We start from the raw sequence: 13,153 nt of genomic DNA, 5'->3' as shown, positions 1-13,153 counted from the left end.
AATCGGGAATGGGGAATAGGGAGTCGTAAAAAACTGCTTGGTCTGCCAGGAAAGGTCAGTTGCGGGCTGTACCGATTCCCGATTTCCCACTCCCGATTCCCGGCATTAATAGACATCGCGCGCATAGCGTCCCTCCACCTGCAGCTGTGTGAGATACGCGGCGGCGTCTTCGGCGCTGCGGGCGCCGTGGGTGGCCACAATGTCCAGCAAGGCAGCGTGCACGTCCTTGCCCATGCCGATGGCGCCGCAGACATAGACGTGCGCGCCGCCCTGTAGCCACGCGTAGACCTCGGCACCGCGTTCGCGCAGGCGGTGTTGCACGTAGACCTTGTCGGCGTGGTCGCGCGAGAACGCCAGCTCCAGCGCGTGCAGCTCGCCGCGTTGCAGGGCGTGCTGCCACTCGGCCTGGTACAGGAAATCGGTATTGAAATGCTGGGCGCCGAAGAACAGCCAGTTACGCCCCTTGGCACCGGTTTCGGCGCGTTCCTGCACAAAGCCGCGGAACGGCGCCACGCCGGTGCCCGGGCCGATCATCAGGATGTCGCGGTCGGCGTCGGCCGGCACGCGAAAGCGTGTGTTGGGTTCGATGTAGGCCGGGGCGGTATCGCCTTCGGCGAGTGCGGCGAGAAAGCCGCTGGCCGAGCCCAGATGCGCGTGGCCGTGCGCCTGGTAGGTGAGTTCGTCCACGACCAGATGCACTTCTTCGCCCACGCGCTTGCGGCTGGAGGCGATCGAGTACAGCCGCGGGGTGAGTGGACGCAGGGTGTCCAGCAGGCTGGCGTGGTCCCAATCCGCCGGCCAGCGTCGCAGCACGTCGATCACTTGATGATCGGAGAGCAACGACGCCAGGCCGGCAGTCTGGGTAGGGGTGAGCAGCGCCTGCAGTTCGTCTGCGCGCGCGCGCTCGGCATGGGCGGTCAGAAACGGCCGCGACAGCTTGGTCAGTTCGCGCCGGGTCGCCAGCCACTCGTTCAAGGCCAGAGTCTGGTCGCCGACAGTGACGGCGGCATGACCATCCAGTCGCAAGGTCTGCAGCACCGCATCCACCAATGCCGGCGGATTGCGATGGACGATGCCCAGCGCATCGCCGGGCTCGTAACTCAGGCCGCTGCCTTCCAGCGAAAATTCCAGGTGCCGCACGCGCTTGCCGGGCTGCGCATAGACGCGAAAGCCCGGGCCCTTGAAGTCGCGCCCGCTGATGATCTGGTTGGCCAGCAGCTCGGCGGCAAACGGGTGCTGGTGCGACCACGCCGGCGCAACCGGGTTGCTGCGCAATGGCGTGACCGTGGCCGAGTGCGGAGCGCTCTTGAGCAGCTCGCGCGCTTGCTTGAGCGCTTGCGCGCGCCACGGGTCGGCGATGCTGTCGATGTCCAGGTCCGCTTCGCCGCGCGGCTGCACACGGCTGGCACCGAGCTCGGCCAGACGGTCGTCGATGCGCCGCGCGATGCCGCAGAACTGCGCATAGCTGGAATCGCCCAGGCCCAGGACCGCGTACCTGAGCTCGGGCAGCTTGGGCGCGCGGCGGCCGGCCAGGAATTCGACCAGGCCGATCGCATCGTCCGGCGGGTCGCCTTCGCCCTGGGTGCTGATCACCACGTACAACAGGCGTTCGCTGGCGAGCTCGCGGGTGGGGTAGGCGTCGGCGCGCAGCAAGCGCACGCTCAGCCCGGCGGCCTCGGCATCGGCGGCCAGTTGTTCGGCCTGGCGGCGCGCGTTGCCGGTCTGGCTGCCGTACACCACGGTCAGCCGCTGGCTGTCCTGCGCGGCCGCCTGCGGTTGCCCGCCCGGCAGGACCGCCAGCGACCGTGGCGGTTGGCCCTGCGCCAGCCCGGCGGTATAGCCGGACAGCCACCACAGCGAGGCGGTATCCAGGCCGTCGACCAACCGTTCCAGCAGCGCCTTGCGCTCGTCGGGCAAGGGGCTGGGCGGTAGCGCGGAACTGGCGGCGGTCATTCGGATCCAGGAGCGGCGATTGGATGAACGATGTTAGGGAAGCGTTCGCCCGTCCAGAAAGGATCACCGGTTATCGCGTTATGCCGGCCGCTTATTTCAGGCAGACATCTGCCCGCCACACACTGCGCTGCCTTGGCCTACCATCGGCTGGTCTTGCCTGCCGCCGCCCCGACACCCTGATGACCCTGCCACCGCTGTCACACCTGGACCGGCTCGAAGCCGAAAGCATCCACATCCTGCGCGAGGTCGCCGCCGAGTTCCGGGCCCCGGTGATGCTGTATTCGGTCGGCAAGGACAGCTCGGTGCTGCTGCATCTGCTGCTCAAGGCCTTTGCGCCGTCGCAGCCGCCGATCCCGCTGCTGCACGTGGACACGCGCTGGAAGTTCGGCGAGATGATCGCCTTTCGCGATCGCCGTGCGGCCGAGACCGGCGTGGACCTGCGCGTGCACATCAACCCCGACGGCGTCGCGCAGGACATCGGCCCGATCAGCCATGGCGCGGCGGTGCATACCGACATCATGAAGACCCAGGGCCTGAAGCAGGCGCTGGAGCAGGGCGGATTCGATGCGGCGATCGGCGGGGCGCGCCGCGACGAGGAGAAATCGCGTGCCAAGGAGCGCGTGTTCTCGTTCCGCAATGCGCGTCATCGCTGGGATCCCAAGAATCAGCGCCCGGAGCTGTGGAATCTCTACAACGCGCGCACCAGGCCCGGCGAGAGCGTGCGCGTGTTTCCGCTCTCCAACTGGACCGAGCTGGATATCTGGCTATACATCTATCGCGAAAAGATCCCGGTGGTGCCGCTGTATTTCGCCGCAACGCGGCCGGTGGTGGAGCGCGATGGCGCCTGGATCATGGTCGACGACGAGCGCCTGCCGCTGCAGCCCGGCGAAATCCCGCAGCTGCGCTCGGTGCGCTTCCGCACGCTGGGCTGCTATCCGCTCACCGGCGCGATCGAATCGACTGCAGACACGCTGGAAGCGGTGATCGCCGAAATGCTGGTCAGCACCAGCTCCGAACGCCAGGGCCGCATGATCGATCATGCGCCGGGTGCGTCGATGGAACAGAAAAAGCTTGAGGGGTATTTTTGATGGGCCGTGAATCGGGAGTCGGGAATGGGGAATCGGAACAGCAGTTCGCTGCGTCTGAATCGTTCGATGATGCCGCTTTTGCCATTCCCGATTCCCGATTACCGATTACCGGCGCCATCGGCGCCTACCTGCATCAACACGAATCCAAGCCGCTGCTGCGTTTCATCACCTGCGGCAGCGTGGACGATGGCAAGAGCACCTTGATCGGGCGCTTGCTGTACGACAGCAAGCGTTTGTTCGACGATCAACTGGCAGCGCTGGAAAGCGATAGCCGCCGGCATGGCACGCAGGGCGAGGGCATCGATTACGCGTTGCTGATGGACGGATTGGCTGCCGAGCGCGAGCAGGGCATCACCATCGATGTGGCGTATCGCTACTTCGATACCGACCGACGCAAGTTCATCGTCGCCGACTGCCCCGGCCACGAGCAATACACACGCAACATGGCCACCGGCGCGTCCACCGCCGATGTGGCGGTGGTGCTGGTGGATGCGCGCAAGGGCTTGCTGGCGCAGACGCGCCGGCACAGCTATATCGTGTCGTTGCTGGGCATCGGCCACGTGGTGCTGGCGGTCAACAAGATGGATCTGGTGGACTACGACGCCGACGTCTTTAAAGCCATCGCCGATGGCTACTGCGCGCTGGCCACGCAGTTGGGCATTGCCGATGTGCAGTGCATTCCGTTGTCGGCACTGGCTGGCGACAACCTGTCCAGCGCTTCCACCCGCATGCCGTGGTACAGCGGGCCGCATCTGCTGCAGCATCTGGACAGCGTGCAGCTGGAGCCGCCTGAGACCGGCAGCGGGCTGCGCTTGCCGGTGCAATGGGTCAATCGCCCCAACGCGCAGTTCCGCGGCTATGCCGGCACGATTGCCGCCGGCCAGGTGCGGGTGGGCGATGCCGTGGTGGTGGTGCCCTCCGGGCGGCGTACCCAGGTGGCATCGGTGCTGGATGCCAATGGCGAGGTGGACAGTGCGCGCGCCGGTCAGGCGGTCACGCTGACCTTGCGCGATGAGATCGATATCAGCCGCGGCGACATCATCGCCGCCATCGACGACCCGCCGGAAGTGGCCGACCAGTTCGCCGCGCATCTGCTGTGGATGGACGATGCCGCCTTGCTGCCGGGCCGCCCGTACTGGCTCAAGATCGGCAGCCGTACGGTCACCGTGAGCATCAGCGAGATCAAGCACAAGGTCGATGTGAATACGCAGGAGCGGCTGGCCGCCAAGCGGCTGGAACTCAACGAGGTGGGCTACTGCAATCTCGCGTTGGATGAGCCCATCGCCTTTGCGCCTTACGCACGCAACCGCGTGCTCGGCGGTTTCATCCTGATCGACCGGCAGAGCAATGCCACCGTGGCGGCGGGGACGCTGGAGTTTGCGTTGCGCCGCGCCGGCAACGTGCATTGGCAGCACCTGGATGTGGACCGCAGCGCCCGTGCGCGCATCAAGGGCCAGGCGCCGCGCGTGCTGTGGTTCACCGGCCTGTCGGGCGCGGGCAAATCCACCGTCGCCAATCTGGTCGACAAGCGCCTGCATGCGCTGGGCTATCACACCTTCATCCTGGACGGCGACAACGTGCGCCACGGACTCAACCGCGATCTGGGCTTCACCGACGAAGATCGCGTGGAAAACATCCGCCGCGTGGCCGAGGTGGCGCGGCTGATGGCCGACGCCGGCCTGATCGTGCTGGTCAGTTTCATCTCGCCGTTCCGCGCCGAGCGGCAACTGGCGCGCGAGCGGTTCGATGCGGGCGAGTTTGTCGAGGTGTTTGTGGATGTGCCGCTGGAGGTGGCAGAAGCGCGCGATGTGAAGGGGCTGTACCGCAAGGCGCGGGCCGGGCAGATTCCCAACTTCACCGGTATCGACTCGCCGTACGAGGCGCCCGAGACACCGGAGATCCATCTTCACGCCGATGGTGAGAATGTAGAGGCGCTGGCGCGCCACGTGCTCGAGTTTCTGGGGCTGGAGCGCTGAGCGCAGCCTTCAGGACGTTGCATCCAGTGTCCCGCGCGTTGTGCGCGGCATCAGACCCAACCGTGGCACGACTGCGCGGGTCTGCGCCTCAGGGCTTGCCGGGGTACCGGATTGCAGCATCGAGGGCCGCGCCGACCAGCGCATCGTGACCCGGACGGCAAGGGTCTTTGGTCATGGTGCAAAGCGCGCCCTTTCTGTCAACGCATGGCGGCGAGGTCGGTAAACTTTCGCGGTACCCCGCCAGGATGTTCTGATGCTTGTTCTGCCCAGCGCGCGCAGTTGCGCCGCGCTCTTGTTGGCCGTGTGGCTGTCCGGTTGTGCCCGTCAGGCCAGTGCGCCGGCCGCTGCCAAGCCCATCCCGGTGGTCGTGCAGCCGGTGGCGGTGCAGCCCTGGAACTCCACCGTGCAATCGATCGCCACCGTGCGTGCGCGCGAATCGGTCGCGCTCACTGCGGCGGTCAGCGATGTGGTCGAGCAGGTGTATTTCGACAGCGGCGACGAGGTCAAGGCCGGGCAGTTGCTGCTGCGGCTGCGCGGCAATTCGCAGCAGGCCGCGCTGACCGCCGCGCAGGCCACCTTCGAGGAAACCGACCAGCTGTATCGCCGCCAGTTGGGCCTGGTTGGCCAGCAACTGGTTGCCAAGTCCACCGTCGACACCCAGCGTGCGCTGCGCGATGCGGCGCAGGCGCGCGTGCAGCAGATGCGCGCGGAAATCACCGACCGCGAGGTGCGTGCGCCGTTTTCCGGCGTGCTGGGCATCCGCCAGATCAGTCCGGGGTCGTTGATCACCTCCAGCACCGTGATCGCCACGCTGGACGATGTGGCGCGCATGTACGTGGATTTTCAGGTGCCGGAATCGCAGTTCGGCCTGGTGCAGCTCGGCAATGCCGTCAATGGCACCGCGGCGGCGTATCCGGGTGCGCGTTTCGATGGCGTGGTCGCCGCGATCGACTCGCGCATCGACGAGACCACCCGCTCGGTGACGGTGCGTGCGGACTTCCCCAACGACGACCGTCGCCTGCGCCCGGGCATGCTGCTGGATGTGCGGCTGTTGCAGCCGGCGCGGCAGGCGCTGGTGATCCCGGAGATTGCGGTGGTGCAGGTGGGGCGCGAGTCGTACGTGTTCCGGGTCAAATCCGACAGCAGCGTGGAGCGCGCCGATGTGCGCCTGGGCGAGCGGCGCGACGGCAAGGTGGAGGTGCTGGAGGGTGTCAAGGCCGGTGAGCGCATCGTGGTGGACGGCACCGGCAAACTGCGTCCGGGCCTGAAGGTGGTGGACCAGGCCGCGCCCGCGTCGACGCGCCCGCAGGCAGCGGCACAATGAAGCTCTCCGACCTGTCCATTACCCGCCCGGTGATGGCGGTGGTGATGAGCCTGTTGCTGATCGTGCTGGGGGTGATGTCGTTCACCCGCCTTACCCTGCGCGAACTGCCGGCGATCGACCCGCCCATCGTCTCGGTGGACGTGGAGTACACCGGCGCGTCGGCCGCGGTGGTGGAAAGCCGCATCACCCAGGTGCTGGAAGATGCGCTGGCCGGCATCGAAGGTATCGAGACCATCGAGGCGCGCAGCCGTAACGGTTCGTCGGACATCAGCATCGAGTTCGTGCAGTCGCGCGATGTGGAAGCGGCCGCCAACGACGTGCGCGATGCGGTCAGCCGCGTCTCCGACCGCATGCCGGACCAGGCGCGCCCGCCGGAGATTTCCAAGGTCGAAGCCGACGCCGACCCCATCCTGTGGCTCAACATGAGCTCCAGCACGATGGACACGCTGCAGCTGTCCGACTACGCCGAGCGCTACGTGGTGGATCGCTTCTCCAGCCTGGACGGCGTGGCGCAGGTGCGTATCGGCGGGCGCCAGCGCTATGCGATGCGCATCTGGCTGGACCGCGATCAACTGGCCGCGCGCGAGCTCACCGTGGCCGATGTGGAAGCGGCGCTGCAGAACGAGAACGTGGAGTTGCCGGCCGGCAGCATCGAATCGGCGCAGCGCGACTTCACCCTGCGTGTGGAGCGCAGCTACCTCAAGCCGGAAGACTTCGCCAAGTTGCCGTTGAGCAAGGGCGAGGGCGGCTATGTGGTGCGGTTGGGCGATGTGGCCAAGGTGGAGCTCACCTCGGCCGAGCGGCGCGCGTATTTCCAGAGCAACGGCGTGCCCAACGTGGGCCTGGGCATCGTGCGCAACTCCACCGCCAATGCGCTGGACGTTGCACGCGAGGCGCGCGCGCAGGCCGAGGAAGTGCAGAAGTCGCTACCGCAGGGCACCAACATCTTCGTCGCCTTCGACACCACCACCTTCATCGATGCGGCGGTGGAGCGCGTGTACCACACGCTGATCGAAGCGGTGGTGCTGGTGCTGGTGGTGATCTGGGTGTTTCTGGGCAGCGCACGCGCTGCGCTGATTCCTGCAGTGACGGTGCCGGTGTGTCTGATCGCCGCATTCATCGCGCTGTACGCATTCGATTTTTCGATCAATCTGCTGACCTTGCTGGCGCTGGTGCTGTGTATCGGCCTGGTGGTGGACGATGCCATCGTGGTGGTGGAAAACATCCAGCGCCGCATCGATCTGGGCGAGCCGCCGCTGGTGGCTGCCAAGCGCGGTACCGGCCAGGTGGCCTTCGCGGTGATCGCGACCACGGCCGTCTTGGTGGCGGTGTTTTTGCCGGTGGGGTTTCTGGAAGGCAATACCGGGCGTTTGTTCCGCGAGTTGGCGGTGGCACTGGCCGCGGCGGTGGCGATATCGGCATTCGTGGCGCTGACGCTGACGCCGATGATGTCGTCCAAGCTGCTGCGCTCGCACAGCCAGGCCAAACCCAATCGCTTCCATCGGTGGTTTGACGGGCGCATGCAGGCGGTGTCCGGCGCGTACGGGCGCTCGCTGGAGCGTCACGTGCACCGCACCTGGATCTTCGCGCTGCTCATGCTGCTGGCCTTGGGCGCCAGCGCCTGGTTGATGGGCCGCATTCCCTCCGAACTGGCGCCGGCGGAAGATCGCGGCAATTTCCAGATCATGATCGACGGGCCCGAAGGCGCCGGCTTCGATTACACCGTCGGGCAGATGCATCAGGTCGAAGACATCCTGCGCCCGTACGTGGGGCAGGACAAACCGATCGTGCGTGCCAATCCGCGCGTGCCCGGTGGCTTTGGCAGCAGCGAGGAAATGCACACCGGCCGGGTCAGTGTGTTTTTGCAGGATTGGGAAAAGCGCTCCCGACCGACCACCGAAGTGGCCGACGAACTGCAGCAGAAACTCAACGTGCTCAGCGGCGTGCGTGCGCGCACGCAGGTGAGCGGCGGGCTGGTGCGTAGCCGCGGCCAACCGTTCCAGCTGGTGCTCGGTGGCCCGGACTATGCCGAGATCGCGCAGTGGCGCGACCGCATCCTGCAGCGCATGGAAGCCAATCCCGGCCTGGTCGGCCCGGATTCGGATTACAAGGAAACCCGGCCGCAGATGCGCGTCAACATCGACCGCCTGCGCGCGGCCGATCTGGGGGTGCCGGTGACCGCCATCGGTGGCGCGCTGGAAGCGATGATGGGCTCGCGCCGCGTCACCACGTTCGTGGACAACGGCGAGGAATACGACGTGATGCTGCAGGCCGGGCGCGAAGGCCGCATGGCGCCGGAAGACCTCACTGCCATCCGCGTGCGCTCCACGCGTGGCGAGTTGATTCCGCTGTCCAATCTGGTGAGCTTGAGCGAAGTGGCCGAAGCCGGCACCTTGAACCGCTTCAATCGCCTGCGCGCGATCACCATCACCGCCGGCCTGGCGCCGGGCTACCCGTTGGGCGATGCCATCGCCTGGGCGCAGCAGACCGCGCAGGAAGAATTGCCCGAATACGCGCAGCTGGACTGGAAGGGCGAATCGCGCGAATACCAGCAATCCGGCAGCGCGGTGCTGCTGACCTTCGGCATGGCCTTGCTGGTGGTGTACCTGGTGCTGGCCGCGCAGTTCGAAAGCTTCGCCCATCCGCTGGTGATCATGCTCACCGTGCCGCTGGCGGTGCTGGGTGCGCTGGTCGGTCTCTGGGTCACCGGCGGCACGCTCAACCTGTTCAGTCAGATCGGCATCGTGATGCTGGTGGGACTGGCGGCCAAGAACGGCATCCTGATCGTGGAGTTCGCCAATCAGTTGCGCGACGAAGGCCGCAGCGTGCACCAGTCCATCGTCGAATCGGCATCGGTGCGTTTGCGCCCGATCCTGATGACCTCGATCGCCACGGTGGTCGGTGCGATTCCGCTGGTGGTGGCCGGCGGGCCCGGCTCGGCCAGTCGCGCCACCATCGGTGTGGTGGTGATCTTCGGCGTGTCGCTGTCCACGCTGTTGTCGCTGTACGTGGTGCCGGCGTTCTACAGCCTGATCGCGCCTTTCACCAAGTCGCCCGAAGCGGTGGCGCGCGAGCTGGAAACCCTGGAGGCGCAGACGCCTTCGGTAGGTGGTCACGCCTGAGTGAGACCGGCAGCGGTGCGCTGCTGCCGGTTGTCGACGACGCGGGGATGGCGTTGATCGCTGCGTTTGCATTTGGCTGCACCGCAAACAAAACCCAAACCTCCGGGCGCAGGCTGTGCCCATCGAGCGCGTCAGTTCCAGGCCAGCGTCATCGATGCGATGACGCGGCGCAGCCCGGTATCGCCTTGCCGGGAGCGTCTTGGCCACTGCCTGCAACGCTGCCGCGTGATCGAGTCAGATGGCGCAATCCAGCCCAGGAGTGCATGCGATGCAGACGCTGCCTTTCGTCGATGCCGATCCGTCCACGCTGCGCGTGCAGTGTCCGCATTGCGCGGCATCGCGCGCTGGCGATGTCGCTGCACGCTCGGCAGGCGCTACGACGCCGGGCACAGCGCAACCGCCTGATGCCGCTGCGGCAGCGCCTGCGCAAACAGGCATGCACCGGCAGCGCTCGATCGAACCAGCACGCGGCGCAGCGCCGCTGCGGTGTCCGATCCTGCGTGCAGCCCTGCTCGGGAGCATTGCGCTGGTGCTGCTGGTGGTGGACATGGTCGTGCTGTGGCCGCTGCCGTAGCGCGCGCTGGCGGGCGGCTGCGCGCCCATCGCTTCGGCCGCGCAATGACTAAGGTCACATGACAGGCATGCCCGGCTATGGTCGACTTCGGCGGTTACCTGACCGGAATTGCCCATGCGTCGTCTTGCCTGCCTGCTTGCTCCTTCTCTCCTTGCGCTGTGCTGCGGTAGCGCACTTGCGCAGACGTCCGGCGAGCCGGTACCCAATGGACGCCTGCCGGGTTGGGCGGTGCCCGAGCGCTACAGCCTGGCGATCAAGGTCGACCCGGAGCAGGCGCAGTTCAGTGGCCGCACCACCATCCGCGTCCAGCTCAAGCAGGCGTCCGACCATCTGTGGCTGCACGGCAAGGAGCTCAAGGTCAGCAAGGCCACGGTCAAGCCGGCCAAGGGCAAGGCGCTCAGCGCACGCTATGTCGACGCCGATGCGCAGACCGGTGTGGTGCGGCTGGATTTCGGCCGCACGCTGCAGCCGCAGACGCTCACCGTGGACATCACCTACAGCGCGCCGCTCAATCAGCAGCTGCAGGGCCTGTATCAGGTGAAGTACCAGGGCAAGGCGTATGCGATGACGCAGATGGAGCCGATCAGTGCGCGCTACGCGTTCCCGGGTTTCGACGAGCCGGCGTTCAAGACCCCGTTCGACCTCAGCCTGACCGTGCCCGCCGACGACCAGGCGCTGGCCAACACCATCGCCACCTCGACCAAGCCGGCCGGCAAGGGCTGGAAGACGGTGAGCTTCGCCCCGACCGTGCCGCTGCCGACCTATCTGGTCGCCTACGCCGCCGGCCCGTGGGACGTGGTGGACGTGCCGGCCATGCCGGCCACCCCGCAGCGCCCCACCCCGACCCCGCTGCGCGGGATCGCCGCCCAGGGCCAGGGCCCGCGCATCACCCCGGCGCTGGACCAGACCCCGGCGATCATCGCCGCACTGGAGGACTACTACGCCTTCGGTTATCCGTTCGACAAGCTCGATCTGGTCGCTGCCCCGGATTTCAGCGCCGGTGCGATGGAAAACCCCGGTTTTGTGACCTTCCGCGACTGGCTGCTGTTGCTGGACAAGGATTCGCCGGCCGAGAACGTGCAGCGCTCCTTCAACGTCAATGCGCATGAGCTGGCGCACCAGTGGACCGGCGACACCGTCACCATGGAGTGGTGGGACGACCTGTGGCTCAACGAGGCCTTCGCCACCTGGATGCAGCAGAAGATCACCATGCAGCTGCACCCGGAATACCGCGCCAACCTGGATCGCATCGGCGGCGCCCAGCATGCGATGGACAACGACAGCCTGGTCAGCGCGCGCAAGATCCGTCAGCCCATCACCGGCAATGGCGATATCGAAACCGCCTTCGACGGCATCACCTACCAGAAGGGTGCGGCGGTGCTGGCGATGTTCGAAGCCTTCGTCGGCGAAGACGTGTTCCGCGAAGGCATGCGCGCCTATATCGCCAAGCACAAGTTCGGCAGCGCCACCGCCGACGATCTGGTCGATGCGATCGCCGATGCCGCCGGCAAGGGCGAAGACTTCAAGGCGGCATTCCGCAGCTTCCTGAATCAGCCGGGCGTGCCCTACCTGCAGACCCAGGTGGCACGCGAAGGCGGCAAGACCGTGGTCAAGCTGCAGCAGCAGCGGTATTTGCCGCTGGGTTCGACCGGCTCCACTGCACAACAGTGGGGCGTGCCGGTGTGCGTGAAGTACGGCAAGGGCAAGAACCAGGTCGGTACCGCCTGTCAGCTGCTGGAAGACGGCAGCGGCAGCATCGTGCTGGACGGTGCCGGCAAGAACACCTGGGTGTTTCCGAATGCGCGTGGCGCCGGCTATTACCGTTTCAGCCTGCCCAAGAAGCAGCTGGCCGCACTCGGCAAGCAGGTCGCCCAGCTCGACGACAACGAGCAGCTGGCCTATGCCGATGCCATCGATGCGGCCTACCGCCATGGCGATGCCGACGGCGACGCGGTGTTGATGGCGATCGAGCAGCTGGCACCGTCTGCATCGTCCGACGTCTCCACCGCGCTGGTGGATCGCTTCGTGTGGATCTGGCGCTATCAGGCCACTACCGAGGCCCAGCGCGGCGGGTTGCGCAAGGCCGCCGAACAGGCCTATCTGCCGCGTCTGCGCCAGCTGGGTTACACGCGGCGTAACGGTGAGTCCATCGACGACACCACGCTGCGTTCGTCGCTGGCCGGCCTGTTCGCGCTGCGCCTGCAGAACGCGGAAGTGCGCAAGGCGCTGCTCGCCCAGGGCGATGCGGTGCTGGCCGGTGGCAACGGGGCGCTGGATTTCTCTGCGGCCAACCCGGATCTGCTCGGCACCGTGCTGGCGGTCACCGCGCAGGAACGCGGCGCCCCCGCGGTGCAGACCCTGATCGAGGCCTTGCGCACCCACGCCGACCCTGCGCAGCGCAACGCCATGATCGCCGCACTGGGTGCGGTGCAGGACCCTGCGCTGCTCACCCAGGTGCGCGATTTTGCGTTGACCGACGCGATCAAGGTCGGCGAGATGAAGAGCATGCTGATGCGTGGGAACAGCTACGAGAATTCGCACGCGTCGATGTGGCCGTGGTTCACCGCCAACTTCGACCGCATCGTGCAGCGTAGCGGGTCGTTCGACGGCGGCGGTCTGCCGGCGCTCGGCGCATCCGGCGGCTGCAGCGCAGAAGACGCCGACCGCCTGGATGCCTTCTTCCAGCCGCGCCTGGCCAAGCTCAGCGGTGCCGACCGCGGCCTGGCGCAGACGGGCGAAACCATCCGCCTGTGCGCCGCGCTCAAGCAGGCACAGGCCGCCAAGCGCTAAGCGGCCAGCAACGCGAGCGCGCCGCCGCGCGGTTGCGAGCGGTGTACGGAATCGGCCTGTGCCACGTGTACAGGTCGGTTTCGGGCGCACCGCCCGCATTCATCGACGATCTCTCGCGACGTGAAGCCGGTCGCGGCCAAGCTTCCGCACAACGCTGGCGTCGCTGCACAGAGCATGCGGCGCGCCGCCCCGATGCTGCATCACGGCGCACACGAGTTGCATATGGACAGCCGGCACATTGGCGCGCGTTGATGGCGCGGCGTGCGCGCACGTCGCATCGTGCGGCGCTTTCGGCCAGAATCGATCCACTCCCCACTAATGCTGGG

General features: G+C 66.8%; 7 protein-coding genes. 6 read left to right on the top strand and 1 reads right to left on the bottom strand.

The window, feature by feature from the left end; all coding sequences use genetic code 11:
* Nucleotides 1-105 precede the first annotated feature (105 nt).
* Nucleotides 106-1,953 (bottom strand): assimilatory sulfite reductase (NADPH) flavoprotein subunit, encoded by a 1,848-nt coding sequence (locus tag VZ068_RS16305; RefSeq protein ID WP_349655882.1) that lies wholly within the window; start codon nt 1,951-1,953, stop codon nt 106-108.
* 179 nt (nt 1,954-2,132) lie between these two features.
* On the opposite strand from VZ068_RS16305, the gene cysD reads away from it, so the two are divergent.
* From cysD to VZ068_RS16275, 6 genes are all read left to right on the top strand, one after another.
* Nucleotides 2,133-3,041 (top strand): sulfate adenylyltransferase subunit CysD, encoded by a 909-nt coding sequence (cysD, locus tag VZ068_RS16300; RefSeq protein WP_349655881.1) that lies wholly within the window; start codon nt 2,133-2,135, stop codon nt 3,039-3,041.
* Nucleotides 3,041-5,017, top strand: a complete 1,977-nt coding sequence (gene cysN, locus VZ068_RS16295; RefSeq protein ID WP_349655880.1) for a sulfate adenylyltransferase subunit CysN — start codon at nt 3,041-3,043, stop codon at nt 5,015-5,017. Before cysD ends, cysN begins: the two co-directional genes overlap by 1 nt.
* 253 nt (nt 5,018-5,270) lie before the next feature.
* On the top strand, nt 5,271-6,341 hold the full coding sequence (locus VZ068_RS16290; RefSeq protein WP_349655879.1) for an efflux RND transporter periplasmic adaptor subunit: 1,071 nt from the start codon (nt 5,271-5,273) through the stop codon (nt 6,339-6,341).
* Nucleotides 6,338-9,463 (top strand): efflux RND transporter permease subunit, encoded by a 3,126-nt coding sequence (locus VZ068_RS16285; protein WP_349655878.1) that lies wholly within the window; start codon nt 6,338-6,340, stop codon nt 9,461-9,463. Before VZ068_RS16290 ends, VZ068_RS16285 begins: the two co-directional genes overlap by 4 nt.
* Nucleotides 9,464-9,731: 268 nt before the next feature.
* Nucleotides 9,732-10,037: a hypothetical protein gene (locus tag VZ068_RS16280; RefSeq protein WP_349655877.1), complete on the top strand. Its 306-nt coding sequence runs from the start codon at nt 9,732-9,734 to the stop codon at nt 10,035-10,037.
* A 114-nt stretch (nt 10,038-10,151) separates the two neighbouring features.
* On the top strand, nt 10,152-12,827 hold the full coding sequence (locus tag VZ068_RS16275) for a M1 family metallopeptidase (protein ID WP_349655876.1): 2,676 nt from the start codon (nt 10,152-10,154) through the stop codon (nt 12,825-12,827).
* Nucleotides 12,828-13,153 lie beyond the last annotated feature (326 nt).

The organism is Xanthomonas sp. 10-10 (assembly GCF_040182365.1).
Taxonomy (GTDB): Bacteria; Pseudomonadota; Gammaproteobacteria; order Xanthomonadales; family Xanthomonadaceae; genus Xanthomonas; species Xanthomonas arboricola_F.
This window is presented reverse-complemented; position numbering and strand designations above follow the sequence as displayed.